The organism is Aeromonas sp. QDB23, assembly GCF_027707745.1.
Taxonomy (GTDB): domain Bacteria; phylum Pseudomonadota; class Gammaproteobacteria; order Enterobacterales; family Aeromonadaceae; genus Aeromonas; species Aeromonas allosaccharophila.
Genome location: NZ_JAPCJA010000033.1, coordinates 1 through 14,580 on the forward strand (window position 1 = coordinate 1; position 14,580 = coordinate 14,580).

A 14,580-nucleotide genomic window follows, 5' to 3' on the forward strand; every position below is an offset into this window, starting at 1 on the left:
TGCGATTAAATCAGATCACAAACGAAGCCTTTTTTCTATCTATTTCAATTGGTTGTAGCTAAAGATCCTGTACATGACACTTCACTAGATAAAACAAACAGTTGCCTGCATTATCGCTGCCAATTTCAATCGCCGGATAATTAATTCTCTTACTCAAATTGAACTTTTGATTATTTATAACTGAGCATAGTCCCGCAGAGTGTGTGTCATTATAAGCTTAATGACAGATGAACAGACTGTGTTCCATGACAAGCAGATCACTATTTCGTTAGCGCCCTTTCCCATCGCAATCCATTAATTCTCTCCCGATTAAATATCACGACTTTCCTGATAGGTCGGACAACTGTGCGTTGGCAAACGTGTAAACATCAAACTGACAAGATGAACTCATGAACTGTGATAAACAACAAGCCACTCCCGGCGTTATGCTGGCGGCGATTGGCGTAGTCTATGGCGATATCGGCACCAGCCCGCTCTATACCTTGCGCGAGTGCCTGTCAGGTCAATTCGGGTTCGGCGTCGAGCCGGCCTCCATTCTCGGCTTTCTCTCGCTGATCTTCTGGCTGCTGATCCTGGTGGTGTCGGTCAAGTACCTCTCCTTTGTGATGCGGGCCGACAACGCCGGCGAGGGTGGCATTCTCACCCTGATGTCGCTGGCGACCCGCAACGCCTCCACCCGCTGGACGCCGCTGCTGATCATCCTCGGCCTGATTGGCGGCAGCTTCTTCTATGGCGAGGTGGTGATCACCCCGGCGATGTCGGTGATGTCGGCCATCGAGGGTCTGAGCATTCTCACCCCCGCCCTCGACCCCTATATCGTCACCCTCTCGGTGCTGGTGCTAACCCTGCTGTTTGCCATCCAGAAACATGGCACCGCCATGGTGGGCAAGCTGTTTGCCCCCATCATGCTGATCTGGTTTATGACGCTGGCAGTGCTGGGGCTGCGCGGCATCATCCACAACCCCGAGGTGCTGGGTGCGCTCAACCCCATCTGGGCGGTGCGCTTCTTTATCCAGTACCAGACCACCTCCTTCTTTGCCCTCGGCGCCGTGGTGCTGGCCATCACCGGGGTGGAGGCGCTCTACGCCGATATGGGTCACTTTGGCAAAAACCCGATCCGCCTCGCCTGGTTTATGGTGGTGCTGCCCTCCTTGGTGCTCAACTACTTCGGGCAAGGGGCGCTGCTGCTGGATAATCCGGCGGCCATTGCCAATCCCTTCTTCCTGCTCGCGCCAAAATGGGCGCTGCTGCCGCTGCTGATACTGGCGACCATGGCGACGGTGATCGCCTCGCAGGCGGTGATCTCCGGGGTCTTTTCGCTGACCCGGCAGGCGGTGCGGCTCGGTTATCTCTCACCCATTCGCATCGTGCACACCTCCGAGCAGGAGTCCGGCCAGATCTATATTCCGGTCATCAACTGGATGCTCTATATCTCGGTGGTGATCGTCATCATGAGCTTCGAGCACTCCAGCAATCTGGCGGCCGCTTATGGCATCGCGGTGACCGGCACCATGGTGCTCACCTCGATCCTCTCCTGCTCGGTGGCCAAGAACAGCTGGCACTGGAACAAGTATCTGGTGGCCGCGCTGTTCGCCGCGCTGCTGGCAATCGACGCGCCGCTCTTTGCCGCCAACCTCGCCAAGATCTTCTCCGGCGGCTGGCTGCCGCTCACCCTGGGCGCGGTGATGTTCACCGTGATGACCAGCTGGAAGAGCGAGCGTTTCCAGCTTATTCGCCGCCTGAACGAGCACGGCAACTCCCTTGAGCCGATGATCGCCTCGCTGGAAAAATCCCCGCCGACCCGGGTGGCCGGCACTGCCGTCTATATGTCGCGGGTGGTCAATGTGATCCCCCATGCGCTGCTCCATAACCTCAAGCACAACAAGGTGCTGCACGAGCGGATCATCCTGCTCACCCTGCGGGTGGAGGATGTGCCCTACGTCCACAATGTGCGCCGGGTCTGCATCGAGCAGCTCTCCCCCACCTTCTGGCGGGTGGTGGCAAGCTACGGCTGGCGCGAGACTCCGAACGTGGAGGAGATCTTCCACCGCTGCAACGCCGAGGGGCTCAGCTGCCGGATGATGGAGACCTCGTTCTTTATGGCCCACGAGTCGCTCATCATGAAAGACCGCCCCTGGTATCTCTATCTGCGCGGCAAGCTCTTTATGTTGCTGCAACGCAACGCCCTGCGCGCGCCGGATCAGTTCGAGATCCCGCCCAACCGGGTCATCGAGCTGGGATCCCAGGTGGATATCTGATGGCGTGTTGATGGCCTCTTAATGGCATAGAAAACCTCAGCAAGAGAGAGGGAGGCATTGTCCTCCCTCTCTTATTTCCGTTAACCCAGTTACCGGCCCCCTCATCCCCAGCCCTTCTCCCGCGAGGGGAGAAGGGAGTAAACCAGTGCAGCTGATTGTGAAACGGTTTGTAGGAAACCTGATGCGCGTTCACCAGTTGCAAGGCATTGAAATGACGGTGTAAACCGGCGATGTCATTGACCTGGTCGCCCCCATGGCCCGCAACAGTGCAGGGACGAGCATGGCAGGGGTAATGGCGCGCTGACGCAGACAAAACTTGCAGAGTCGAGCAATGCGCTCGAGTACGACGGGAGCCAGGAGTTGCTCCAGATAGTGATTAGCATTAATAATGGTCATAGGCTTCGCGCGTGTTGATTTTGTTTGGCGATAAAATCAGATCACAAACGAAGCCTTTTTTATATCTATTTCAATTGGTTGCCGCTAAAGATCCGGTACATGAAGCCATAATATGGATTCTGGGGCAACAGTTGTTTTGGTTTTACTATCATAGCTCGCTGACTATCACTTTGCCAGACTGCGCAACCAGCTGATCTCCTCGCCCCAGATGGACTCGTCGATGGTCTCGAGGATCAGCGGAATGCGATCGAAACGATCATCATTCATGATGTGGTGGAACACCGCCTCCCCCAGATTGCCCTCCCGCAGGCTGTGGTGGCGATCGACCCGGCTACCGAAGGTGCACTTGGCGCCGTTGATATGCATCCCCTTGAGATAGTGAAAACCCACCGTGCGGTCGAACTCGGCAAAGACGGCGGCGCAGCTCTCGGCGGTGCGCAGATCGTAGCCGGCGGCAAAGGCGTGGCAGGTATCGAAACAGATCCCGACCCGGCTCTTGTCCTCCACCCCCTCGATGATGGTGGCGAGCTGCTCGAACGACCAGCCGAGGTTGGTCCCCTGCCCGGCGGTATTCTCGATCACCGCCGTCACCCCCTCACTGCGCTCCAGCGCCCAGTTGATCGACTCGCTCACCAGCTTGAGGCTGGCCAATTCGGGAATTTGCTTGAGATGGCTGCCGGGGTGGAAGTTCAGATAACAAAGCCCCAGCTGCTCGCAGCGCTTCATCTCGTCGAGAAACGCGTCGCGGGATTTGGCCAGACCATCGGGATCGGGGTGGCCCAGATTGATGAGATAACTGTCGTGGGGCAGGATCTGCTCTGGCAGAAAACCGGCCTTGTCACAGGCGGCCTTGAAGGCGCGGATGGTGGCCTCCGACAAGGGGGCCGCCTGCCACTGACGCTGATTCTTGGTAAAGAGGGCAAACGCGTTGGCCCCGATGGCCTGGGCGCGGGCGATGGTATTCTCCACCCCGCCGGCCGCACTGACATGGGCTCCGATATATTTCATACAATCTCCTCAATACGGCAAGCCGCCATTATGCCGATCCCGCCCAATCCCGCCAAACCGGAATAGTCGATAAGCCTGATCGTTTTCGCGGGCTAAAAAGGATTCGTTCAGGTTCGAGCTGTATGATATTCACTCCATGACCGAGGAGCTTGCGATGAACCTGCCGATGATTGACAACACCAAAGAACCCTTGCTGAAATTTGCCTCCATGCCCCCCCATCGCCAGTGGGCGACGGCGTCAGCGGCAGGGATTGCCCAATTCCTCGAAAATCAGGGCAAAACCGTGCATGCGCCCCGCTTCAAGGCCGAGCCGGACACCCGGCTGGCAGACGAGATCCGGGGGGATGATTTGCTGCCCTATCTCGCCAATGCCGTGACGCACTACTTCAGCACCCCGATGTCCATTGAAGAGCTGTTTCTGCACGCCAAATAAGCGAAAGCCACCCCTTTTACAACCCATCTGGCTGTTGCCCGGCCAGACCCCATACCGATGAGATCACCGAGCACACCTTTGCTCATCTCGATGTACGGTTGCCTCCCTCCTGCGCAGTGGTAGTCAGCGGGATGCCTGGATCAGGCATCCCGCAGCCTCGTCCACCATCCCAAGGCGTTATGTGCGGCCGTGATGGCGCAGCCACACTCCCTTGACTACCCCGGCCAGCAGCAACAAGATCGCCACACCGAGCAGCAACAAACCGATGGGGATCAAGCCGAAGGGTTCATGCAAAGTGCCATCTTCACCGACGGTAGAACCAATCAGTTCAAAAGCCACCAGACAGCACACGCCCATGGCCGCCAGCACGGCACCGGTACGCATCATGATTGTCATGATCCTCAAGCACTCCTTTTCATCTTGAACGAGCCACCCATTCTCCATCCCGATGTGAAGGGAGGGTGAAGTGAACAAGGCTTTTCGATTAAGGACGGGCGACCAGATGCGATCGACAAAAGACGGCGCTCGGTGGCGGGTGAGCAATAGCAGGCAGGCAAGGGCTTGAGCGGCGCCCATAAAAAAACGCAGCGTATCGCCTGGGCGATAACGGCTGCGTCTTTAAGTCTCTCTGCCGTCCCCCTTGCCGTGGCCCGAATGGCCAGCGACAAGGGAGCAAGAATGCGCGGGGAGAGTCGCTTTAGAAGGGCATTTTGAAGCCTGGCGGCAGTTGCATGCCACCGGTCAGTTCGCCCATCTTGGTCTTGTTCTGCTCTTCCACACGACGCACGGCATCGTTGCACGCGGCGGCGACCAGATCTTCCAGCAGCTCCTTGTCATCTTCCATCAGGGAGGGGTCGATCTCGATGCGACGGACGCTGTGGCTACCGGTCATGGTGACCTTGACCATGCCAGCACCGGCTTCACCGGTCACTTCCATCTGAGCCAGCTGCTCCTGCGCCTTCTGCATACGCTCTTGCATCTGTTGGGCCTGTTTCATCAGGTTCCCCATTCCACCTTTACCAAACATATGTCGTCTCTCGTCTTGAAATCCGGCATCCAGCGCCGGGCTGTGGGCTTGTCTGTCCTAGATGGGGACAGCCAAACTACTTTTCAACCGGAAGCGAGCTCCCGGCCACGGAATTTAGCGGTTGAGGGGCTCGATGCTCTCGTGATGAAGCACGGCACCAAACCGCTGAACTAAAAACTGTACGTTGGGATCCTGCTCCAGATCCCGGGTCACCTGCTCGCGCACCCCGAGATAGAGGCGGTGTTCGATCTCGAGGGGGGTCTCCTTGTCAGGCACCACGCCGAGCGTCACCTCGACCTGCACCGGTTGCCCCAGCGCTGGCCCTATGATCTCGGCCAGATCGGCGCGCGCCTTGTCGCTCACCAGATGGCGCTGCTCGGGTTTGAGGGTCAGCAGTACCTTATCCCCCTCCTGCGTCATCACCGAGTTGATGGCCAGCTGGCGTAGCCGCCCACCCACCTGAGTGTGAGCAATCAACTCGGCCCAAGGGTCGCCACAACCATTGAGCAGTGACGAAGGGATAAGACGGGTCGCCTCCCCCTCTTGCGGCTCCTCATCGCTCTCGAGCTCATCCCAGTCGATGGTCTCCATCACTGGCTGGGCGGGCTCGCTCTGCGCCACCGGGGCAGCAGCCACCGCAGTGGTCGCAACGGGGGCGACCGGCTGGGGCACTGGGGCGGGCGTCACCGCAGGCGCCGTGGCGCTGCGCTCGCCGGGTCGATAGCTGGGCTGCCCGTCGAGATCCCAGGGTGGCAGATCGGTTGGCTGGGCCGAAGCCGTGACGGGCGCGTGGCTCATCACCGGTGCCTGCTCGGCAAAGCCCTGATTGAGGTACTCTTCGTATTCCCCGTTGTCACCCTGTGGCTCGTAACCGTCGCCATAGAGATCCACCGGCGGCAGATCATCATAGTGACCCATCGCCGCCATCCCCTGCCCGGCCGGTTGGCTGACTGGGGCTGGCTGTTGGGTGACGACCGGAGCAGCAGCGGGCGCTACAGGGCGAGCAGGGACAACCGGCACCGCGCGCGGCGCGGCCGCCGCCGGCGCATCCTGACCACGCTGGCGGCTGCGCAGCATATTTCGCTTGCCCAGCAGGCTCTGCATGCTCGATACCGCAGAAACGGCTTCAGGGGCAGCGACCGGCTCGACTGTCAGTTCGGCTATCGATTCGAGCGCGGGATCGAAGGGGGCGGTCAGCGAGTCGCCACGGGAATAGTCAGTATCGGCTGCGGCACGCTCGCCATCATCCGCAGGCTGTGCGGCTGAGTGCGCAAGTACATCGTGCTGCACATTTGGCAGAGCTGGTTCGGGTTGATAACCCATGCCCGCCGCTTCGCGCAGCAGCTCATCCTGCTGACTGAACAGCTCGGCGGCTTGCGCCTCCTCCTCGCTGTTGGCAGCGTTAGCAGTGTCATCCACCATCGCAGGCAGGGAGGCATCAACCGCGGGCACGGCGCCGCTGATCGGTGCCAGTGCGGCCGATTCAGCGGCCGGGCGCTTTCCCGGCAAGGAGGCTACCGGCGCGGCACTGCTCGTCATTGACGGGGGCAATGCTGTGAGACTGGCCGGATGCAGGGCATCGCGCCGTGGCGAGAAGGCGAGCATCCGCAGGCAGGTCATCTCCAGCGCGGTGCGGCCATCGGGGGCCCAGGGCAGATCTTTACGACCACCCAGCACGATCTGGTAGCAGAGCTGCACCTCTTCCGGGCTCATCGCCTTGGCCAGTTGCAGCAGGGAATCGGCATCCGCCCCCTGCTCCTGCACGCTGGCAGGCAGCAGCTGCGCCATGGCGATGCGATGGAGCAAGCCTTCCAGCTCGGCGTGGAGCTGATCAAAATCGGGGCCCAGGGTGGCGATCTCGGTGATCTTGGCCATGGTCGCAGGGGCATCTTGCCGCAAAATGGCTTCCAGCAGCTGGTGCAGATGGCGGTGATCGAGCGTGCCCAGCATCGCCAGCACGCTCTCGAGGCGCACGCTGCCGTTGCCGTGGGCCAGCGCCTGATCGGTCAGGCTCAAGGCATCGCGCATACTGCCGTCGGCGGCTTTGGCCAGTGCCAGCAGGGCGCGCGGCTCGAAGGGTTGCCCCTCCTGATCCAGCACCCATTCGAGCTGCTTGGCGATCTGGGTCTGATCCAGACTCTTCAGATGAAACTGCAGACAGCGCGAGAGGATGGTAATGGGCAGCTTCTGCGGATCCGTGGTAGCCAGCAGAAACTTCACATAGGGAGGCGGCTCTTCCAGGGTTTTCAGCAACGCGTTGAAGCTGTGGCGCGACAACATGTGCACTTCATCGATGAGGTAGACCTTGAAGCGGCCGCGGGCCGGACGGTACTGCACGTTGTCGAGCAGCTCGCGGGTATCTTCCACCTTGGTGCGGGACGCCGCGTCAATCTCCAGCAGGTCGACAAAGTTGCCCTGATCGATCTCGCGGCAGGTATCGCAGACACCGCACGGGTGACTGCTGATCCCCTGCTCGCAGTTGAGGCTCTTGGCCAGAATACGGGCGATGGTGGTCTTGCCGACCCCACGGGTACCGCTCAGCAGATAGGCGTGATGCAGCCGTCCCTGATCCAGGGCGTTGGTCAAGGCGGTCAGCACATGTTGCTGGCCTACCACTTGTTCAAACGTATGGGGGCGCCATTTACGCGCCAGAACCTGATAGCTCATAAATCCATCATGCAGGGAAGACAAGGCATTGAGGCCGGATGCTAACACAAATGGCGGGCTGGCTGTATCGGCTATCGGTCAGAGCGGGAGGGATCGCTTGATTTTCAAACCGATGCCCGCAAGGGCATCGGTTGCATGCTGGCCCGATGCAGAGGATCGGGCCGAAGAGGCATTACTCGCCGGCCAGTTCAACCAGTGAGAGCACCTTGATGCCAGCGGCAGTCAGGCGGGCATCGCCACCCAGAGACGGCAGGGAGATGATGAAGGCCGCATCGGCCACCTCACCACCGGCGCGGCGGATCAGCTTGACGGTCGCATCGACGGTACCGCCGGTCGCCAGCAGATCGTCCACTACCAGCACCTTGTCACCGGGCACGATGGCATCGGTGTGCAGTTGCAGGGTGTCGGTGCCGTATTCGAGGGCATAGGACTCCTCGATCACGTCGCGCGGCAGCTTGCCCGGCTTGCGGACCGGCACGAAGCCCAGTCCCATGGCGAAGGCAACCGGTGCACCGAAAATGAAGCCACGGGCTTCGGTACCAACAATCTTGGTGATCCCTTGATCACGATAATGATTGGCCAGCAGATCGATGGTGGCCTTGAAGGCTTCGGCGTTCTCGATCAGGCTGGTGATGTCACGAAACAGAATGCCCGGCTTCGGATAGTCGGGAATGGTCTTGATGCTTGCTTCGATAAATTTCAGGGTTTCCGGATTCATGTGTTGACCGCTTATTTTTTTGACCCAGGGGTGGCCATTTTTTCTCAATTCCCTTCTGCGGGAAATAAAAAAGCCTGTCACGCAAAAATGACAGGCCGACTCCATAGCATTATTGCTGCAATAGCTTAGGGACTTCACTTCGCCATTGCAACTGGCTCCAGCACCGGCAGCCGCATTAACCAGGTGAGCAGGATCACCATTATGACAACCAGCAGCCCCTTGACCCACAGCAGTGGCACCACCGCCAGCGACACCGAGAAAGTGAGCAAAATGAAGATAATGGCACGCCGTCTGGCCTGACGACGAATACCGCGATACTGCTGCCAATCGACGATGGGCGGGCCGAACCAGGGATGGGTCAGCAGCCAGCGATGAAAACGGGGCGACGAGCGGGCAAACAGGGCGGCAGCCAGCAACATGAAGGGGGTAGTTGGCAGCAGCGGCAGCACAATGCCCACGATACCGGTGGCAAATGCCAGCCACCCGAGCGCCATCAGACACCAACGCTTCATTCCTTCTCCTTGCGTGATTTATCTCCCTCTAGCCTAACAGAGTTTGAGCGGGTGCTGACAGCGGGGCGCAACCCCACTACAATCTGCGCTCTTTTTTCTCCCCACTCTCGTCGGAAAGCCGTTATGCGCGTTATTTTGGCCCCCATGCAGGGGGTACTGGATCACCTGATGCGGGAGGTTCTCACCTCCGTCAATGATTACGATCTCTGCGTGAGCGAGTTTATCCGGATCGTCGATCAGCTGCTGCCCGCCAAGGTGTTTTACCGCCTCTGCCCTGAACTGCTGCAAGATGGAAAAACCCGCGCAGGCACTCCGGTGCGGGTGCAGTTGCTGGGGCAACACCCCGAGTGGCTGGCCGAGAACGCGGTGCGCGCCATCGAGCTGGGCTCCCCCGGCGTCGATCTCAACTTCGGCTGCCCCGCCCCCACGGTCAACAAGAGCAAGGGTGGCGCGGTGCTGCTCAAAGAGCCCGAGACCATCTACCGCATCGTCAAGGCGGTACGCGAGGCAGTGCCCGCCCATCTGCCGGTGAGCGCCAAAATTCGCCTCGGTTACGATGACAAGGAGCTCTATCTGGAGAACGCCCAGGCGGTCTTCCAGGGGGGCGCCAACGAGCTGGCCGTCCATGCCCGCACCAAGCGCGAAGGCTACAAAGCCCCCGCCCACTGGGAGTATGTGGACGCCATTCGCCGCGCCCTGCCCATCCCGGTCACCGCCAACGGCGAGATTTGGGATCATCAGGATGCCCTCACCTGCGCCAGCGTCTCCGGCTGCGATGCCCTGATGGTCGGGCGCGGCGCCATCTCCCTGCCCAATCTGGCTAACGTGATGAAAACCGGCTGCCCGCACATGAGCTGGGCCGAGGTGCTGCAGTTGATGGTGAGCTACACCGAGCAGGATCTGGCCAGCGAAAAAGCCGACTACTACCCCAGCCGCATCAAGCAGTGGTTCAGCTACCTCAAGCGGGAATATCCCGAAGCGGATCTGCTGTTTCAGGAGATCAGGGTACTCAAAGAGACCGACCCCATCCGCGATGCCCTGTTGCAAGCGGCCAAAAGCCACGGCTAACCACGTTTAACTTGACGCATATCATCTTGATAGAGTTATCGGGTCCCTATACTGCCCCGAATCTGTCGTCTGTCCTGTGGGGGATAATGTGTGTGAAATGACGCAAGCACAGTTGACTGTCTGGCGTAATCGCCTGCTGTCCGACTGGGCCCAAGTACGAGAAACGCTGATCGGTCAACTGAAAGCCTGCCGCCGTGACGAGTGGGCCGAGCAGGTCGGTCACTGCGATCAGGATCAACTGGTTGAACTGACCAGCCGCCTGGATCTGCCGAAGGTAGAGCAGAGCGTGGCCCGCCTCAAGCGGATCGACGCGGCACTCTGCCAGATGGATCTGGGCATCTACGGCCTCTGCTCAGATTGTGAAGAGCCGCTGGCCATCGAACAGCTGGAACAGGATCCGACCCTGCAACGCTGCCCGCGCTGCGAAACCCGCTATCGCAAGGGATTCCACGCCCACGAACTGTGAGGGATGCACATCTGTGCATCCGCTCAACCCTCAGCACTGGTTACTCCGTCATTCCTGTCCAATACTCAACCGTATCAGCCTGCCCGAGGGGATGCGTTGTGTACCGACTCTTGTTGTTATGGTGTTTGTGTTGCCAGGCGCTGGCACAGGAGTCATTGGTCGTCGGCTGGGTCAACTGGCAGCCCTTCAGCTTTCGCAACGAACAGCAGCAGCTTCGCGGACTGGATGTGGAACTGCTCGACGCCATCTTCCAGCGCGCCGGTTATCAGGCACGATTCAGTGAAATGCCCTGGGCTCGCGTGCTGCACGAGCTGCAATTTGGCACGATACAGGTTGGCATGTCTGCCAATATGACCGCCGAGCGGCAACAATACGCCCGCTTCAGCCACCCCTATCGGGAAGAGGAGACGGTCATCGTCGTCCGCCGCCAGGATGCCGAACGCTGGCGCGGGATCACCACCCTCGACCAACTTGCCAATACCCCTGACTTTCATCTCGGACTGCTCAAAGGTTTTGATTACGGCGACTCCTTCCGCCAATTGATGACCCAACCCGACATGCAGCCCCGCTTGCAGATGCGCTTGCGGCTGGAGCAGCTACTGAAAATGTTGCAGGGGGGGCGGATCCAGGGATTTATTCTCGATCCCCACGGGCTACAGGAGTGGCGCAATCAGGGGAAGCTACCGGATGATCTGCATATTCTGCTGCGTATCGAACTGACACCGGTTCACCTGATACTGAGCAAAGAGAGCACCACAGAGACGCACCTGCAACGGCTCAATCAGGCTATCGATCAGTTGAAACAGAGCCCCGACTATCGGCAGATCCTCGATCGCTACCAGTTCACCCCCCAACATCTATCAGCCCCTCAACATCCATAAGAGAGGGGAGCCTCGGCTCCCCTCTCTGTTTCTGTCTGCCACACGCTTGCCGCTTCTCGCGACAGACCCTTATTCCATCAGACACCACGGCACTCAGTGCCCCAATACAATCCCGGCAAGATGGGAAAAGTGGTGAATTTCGTGGGTTGCCCCACTGTCGCCCGCTTGCCGCTCGGGGTTGTACCAGCAGGTCGCCAGCCCCTGCGCCGCCGCACCGGCGATATCGGTTTTCGGGTTGTCACCCACCATCAGCACTCTGGCCGGATCCGGCTGTCCCATCAGGGAGAGAGTGTGCTGGAAAATGGCGGGATCAGGCTTGGTCACCCGGATCTCGTCGGAGATCACCAGCGGCTCGAACCACTCGCTCCAGCCCAGTTTGCCGAGCCGCCCGCGCTGGGGCACGCTGAAGCCATTGGTGATGATCCCCATCCGCACCTTGCTGCGCAGTTGCCGCAGGGTATCAAGCACGCCCTCAAGGGGCATGCTCAGGGCGACAATCTGCGCCAGAAAGGTGTTGTTCATCGCCATGGGATCGGCGTCAACCTGCTGGGCAAAGAGGGCAAAGCGGGTCTGCTGCAGCGCAGTTGCATCGATCTCGCCGTCGTTGTACTGCTGCCAGAGCCCGTGGTTAATGGTGTGATACTGCGCCATGGCGGCGTCATCGGCCTCAACACCATAGATCGTTAGCGTTCGGGCCAGCGCCTCGGCGACCGGGAAATCGAGCAGGGTTTCATCCAAATCGAACAGCACCCAGTCATAGCTTGGTTGTTTCACAGAACTCCTTGTTATCAGTCAGATGGATCAGTGGTATGTCGGCCGATGCGACCCAGCGGGCTGGCCAGCAGATCCAGAGTGAGGCGCACGCCAAAACCGGTCACTTCGCTGGAGACCACCCCATTGCCCCCCTTGTTGCGAAAACCGCTCAAATCAAAATGCAGCCAGGGGGTCTGCTCGGGCACGAAGTGAGCGAGAAAACGGGCCGCATCGATATGATCCGGCGAACTGCCCGGCGCGCATTGCAGCAGATCAGCCCATTCACTCTCGATGTTGTCGTCATAATCGTCATCGAGCGGGAAGGGCCAGATCCGCTCGCCGCTGCGCTGACCCAGATTGACCAGCGAGACCAGCCACTCACTGCGGTTGGTAAAAACGCCGCTGTAGCGGCTACCCAGCGCCCGCTTGCAGGCACCGGTCAGGGTCGCATAGTCGATCAACAGATCCGGGGTATCCTGCACGGCCATCGCCAGGGTGTCGGCCAATACCATGCGCCCTTCTGCATCGGTATCGACCACCTCGATGGAGGTGCCATTGATGGCGGTCACCACCTCGCCGGGGCGATAGGCGTGAGGACCGATATGGTTCTCGGCAATGGCCAGCCAGCAGTGTACCTCGTAGGGTAGCTGGGCTCGACTGATGGCGTAGAGGGCCCCCAGCGCCACCGCGCTGCCCCCCATGTCCAGATGCATGCCATACATGCTGCCGGAGACCTTGAGGTTATAGCCACCGGAGTCGTGGCAGATCCCCTTGCCCACCAGCGCAATGCGGCGCACCGGCTTGGGCGGGTAGTAGCTGAGCTTGACCATGGCCCCCTGATTGTCTTCCGAGCCACGGGCGACCGCCAGAAACGCCCCCGCCCCCAGCTCGGCCAACTGCGCCTGATCATAATGCTGACACAGCCACCCCTCATCTTGCGCCAGTTGGCTGACGAACTCGCGATAGCTGGCGGCAGTGAGCTCGGAGGCGGGCAACACCGCCAGATGACGAGCCAATCCATTGCCCCCCGCCTCGCTGTAAAGGCGCGCCAGATCAAGCACCACCGCGGGAGAGACAATGATCTGCTGGTAGGTCCAACCGCTCTCGTTGCGACTCTTGCTGGTCGGCAGCGGCACATTGGCGGCCAACAGGGCAGAGAGTAGCAACTCGGCCAGCATCACTCGTTCAGCAGGGGAAAATCCCTCCAGATGCAGACCGAACCGCTCCAGTTTTAGCCCCGACAGCGGTGCTATCCAGTTTCTTACCTGCTTATAGAGACGGTGATCCCGCGTCACACTGCTGGCCACAAACACCACCTGCAACAGGGTATTGCCATGCATCAGGGTAAAGGGGGACTTTTGTCCGAGGGCAAGCAGGGTTTTGACATCGGCAAACTGGGGCTGTGCCAATAACGCCTCTTTCTGCTCTTCGGCGATCACCAGCAACTGCAGCGGCAATCCCATGGCAAGGGCCTCGGCCAGGGTGGCATCCTGACTCTCGATAGCGGGGGGAAGATAGGTGAAGGGTGTGATCACAGGAGAGCGCCTCATCCATGAAGAGATACCTGATGATACCTAACAAATGGTTGATGCGACCAGTTTTGGTCTTGAAAAAGCGTCAGAAATAGCAGCAATCACCAGCAGGCGACGGGCATCAAGGATGATTGTTCAATGAAAGAAAGAGTAGCAATACAAGAAGGGAACGATCAGAAGTTGGTTGCGGGGGCCGGATTTGAACCGACGACCTTCGGGTTATGAGCCCGACGAGCTACCGAGCTGCTCCACCCCGCGTCCGAATTGTCACCCTCAAGCCGAGCAGTAGCTTGGTGGCGTTTGTCTGCTTTCGATTGTTTGCACAATCCCATGCTGACGAAAAAGTTGGTTGCGGGGGCCAGATTTGAACTGACGACCTTCGGGTTATGAGCCCGACGAGCTACCGACCTGNNNNGCCTGCTGACGAAAAAGTTGGTTGCGGGGGCCAGATTTGAACTGACGACCTTCGGGTTATGAGCCCGACGAGCTACCGAGCTGCTCCACCCCGCGTCCGAATTGTCACCCCCAAGCCGAGCAGTAGCTTGATGGCGTTTGTCTGCTTTCGATTGTTTGCACAATCGCCTGCTGACGAAAAAGTTGGTTGCGGGGGCCAGATTTGAACTGACGACCTTCGGGTTATGAGCCCGACGAGCTACCGAGCTGCTCCACCCCGCGTCTGAGGTCGCCAATAATAGGCGCCAGCGCACAGATTGCAAGTAAATATCTCAAAAAAAGTTTATTCGTAGATTAATCGGACAAAGAGTGCGGTCATTAGCAGCATCATGCTGTTTTTTCAGGCAATCGAGTCCTTGCAGGGCATCCGGCACTACACTCAATAAGCTGAACTCTCCTCATTTTGGG

General features: G+C 59.4%; 13 protein-coding genes, 3 tRNA genes and 1 pseudogene. 5 read left to right on the forward strand and 12 right to left on the reverse strand.

Going from position 1 to position 14,580, the window contains the following annotated elements:
- Nucleotides 1–389: 389 nt before the first annotated feature.
- Nucleotides 390–2,258, forward strand: a complete 1,869-nt coding sequence (kup, locus tag PG888_RS14330; RefSeq protein ID WP_270693623.1) for a low affinity potassium transporter Kup — start codon at nucleotides 390–392, stop codon at nucleotides 2,256–2,258.
- A 148-nt stretch (nucleotides 2,259–2,406) separates the two neighbouring features.
- Here the strand turns inward: kup and PG888_RS14335 are convergent.
- Nucleotides 2,407–2,654, reverse strand: a pseudogene (locus tag PG888_RS14335) (IS4 family transposase); the annotation flags it as partial.
- A 165-nt stretch (nucleotides 2,655–2,819) separates the two neighbouring features.
- Entirely contained in the window at nucleotides 2,820–3,662 is an 843-nt protein-coding gene (gene nfo / locus PG888_RS14340) for a deoxyribonuclease IV (RefSeq protein ID WP_270693622.1), read from the reverse strand.
- Between the two features lie 154 nt (nucleotides 3,663–3,816).
- Between nfo and PG888_RS14345 the strand changes: the two genes are divergently transcribed.
- The gene (locus PG888_RS14345) at nucleotides 3,817–4,095 is read left to right on the forward strand and encodes a hypothetical protein (RefSeq protein ID WP_128821717.1); all 279 of its coding nucleotides are present in this window, start codon (nucleotides 3,817–3,819) and stop codon (nucleotides 4,093–4,095) included.
- 177 nt (nucleotides 4,096–4,272) lie between these two features.
- On the opposite strand, the gene PG888_RS14350 is transcribed toward PG888_RS14345, so the two are convergent.
- The 5 genes from PG888_RS14350 to PG888_RS14370 form a co-directional block, all read right to left on the reverse strand.
- Nucleotides 4,273–4,491 (reverse strand): DUF3955 domain-containing protein, encoded by a 219-nt coding sequence (locus PG888_RS14350; protein ID WP_270693621.1) that lies wholly within the window; start codon nucleotides 4,489–4,491, stop codon nucleotides 4,273–4,275.
- A gap of 301 nt (nucleotides 4,492–4,792) precedes the next feature.
- The gene (locus PG888_RS14355; RefSeq protein ID WP_033113565.1) at nucleotides 4,793–5,122 is read right to left on the reverse strand and encodes a YbaB/EbfC family nucleoid-associated protein; all 330 of its coding nucleotides are present in this window, start codon (nucleotides 5,120–5,122) and stop codon (nucleotides 4,793–4,795) included.
- A gap of 114 nt (nucleotides 5,123–5,236) precedes the next feature.
- Nucleotides 5,237–7,789 (reverse strand): DNA polymerase III subunit gamma/tau, encoded by a 2,553-nt coding sequence (dnaX, locus tag PG888_RS14360; protein ID WP_182937580.1) that lies wholly within the window; start codon nucleotides 7,787–7,789, stop codon nucleotides 5,237–5,239.
- Nucleotides 7,790–7,961: 172 nt separating this feature from the next.
- Nucleotides 7,962–8,507 carry an adenine phosphoribosyltransferase gene (gene apt / locus PG888_RS14365; protein WP_042058966.1) on the reverse strand — a complete coding sequence of 182 codons (546 nt, stop codon included), beginning with the start codon at nucleotides 8,505–8,507 and terminating at the stop codon, nucleotides 7,962–7,964.
- 134 nt (nucleotides 8,508–8,641) lie between these two features.
- Nucleotides 8,642–9,019 carry a YbaN family protein gene (locus tag PG888_RS14370; RefSeq protein WP_019445809.1) on the reverse strand — a complete coding sequence of 126 codons (378 nt, stop codon included), beginning with the start codon at nucleotides 9,017–9,019 and terminating at the stop codon, nucleotides 8,642–8,644.
- A 123-nt stretch (nucleotides 9,020–9,142) separates the two neighbouring features.
- Here PG888_RS14370 and dusC point away from each other — a divergent pair, with 123 nt between their 5' ends.
- The 3 genes from dusC (at nucleotide 9,143) to PG888_RS14385 (ending at nucleotide 11,434) form a co-directional block, all read left to right on the forward strand.
- Nucleotides 9,143–10,087, forward strand: coding sequence for a tRNA dihydrouridine(16) synthase DusC (gene dusC, locus PG888_RS14375; RefSeq protein WP_270693620.1), 945 nt, complete (start codon nucleotides 9,143–9,145; stop codon nucleotides 10,085–10,087).
- Nucleotides 10,088–10,184: 97 nt separating this feature from the next.
- A complete protein-coding gene (locus tag PG888_RS14380) occupies nucleotides 10,185–10,553 on the forward strand; it encodes a TraR/DksA family transcriptional regulator (RefSeq protein ID WP_042657497.1) in 369 nt (122 codons plus the stop codon).
- Between the two features lie 125 nt (nucleotides 10,554–10,678).
- On the forward strand, nucleotides 10,679–11,434 hold the full coding sequence (locus PG888_RS14385) for a substrate-binding periplasmic protein (protein ID WP_270693629.1): 756 nt from the start codon (nucleotides 10,679–10,681) through the stop codon (nucleotides 11,432–11,434).
- 93 nt (nucleotides 11,435–11,527) lie between these two features.
- Here the strand turns inward: PG888_RS14385 and yjjG are convergent, their stop codons facing one another.
- The 5 genes from yjjG to PG888_RS14410 all read right to left on the reverse strand — a co-directional run bounded on the left by yjjG (nucleotide 11,528) and on the right by PG888_RS14410 (nucleotide 14,394).
- Nucleotides 11,528–12,208 (reverse strand): pyrimidine 5'-nucleotidase, encoded by a 681-nt coding sequence (yjjG, locus tag PG888_RS14390; protein WP_270693619.1) that lies wholly within the window; start codon nucleotides 12,206–12,208, stop codon nucleotides 11,528–11,530.
- A gap of 14 nt (nucleotides 12,209–12,222) precedes the next feature.
- A complete protein-coding gene (locus tag PG888_RS14395; protein ID WP_234605291.1) occupies nucleotides 12,223–13,722 on the reverse strand; it encodes a M17 family metallopeptidase in 1,500 nt (499 codons plus the stop codon).
- A 178-nt stretch (nucleotides 13,723–13,900) separates the two neighbouring features.
- A tRNA-Met gene (locus tag PG888_RS14400) sits at nucleotides 13,901–13,977 on the reverse strand.
- Between the two features lie 175 nt (nucleotides 13,978–14,152).
- Nucleotides 14,153–14,229, reverse strand: a tRNA-Met gene (locus PG888_RS14405).
- Nucleotides 14,230–14,317: 88 nt separating this feature from the next.
- Nucleotides 14,318–14,394, reverse strand: a tRNA-Met gene (locus PG888_RS14410).
- Nucleotides 14,395–14,580: the final 186 nt, after the last annotated feature.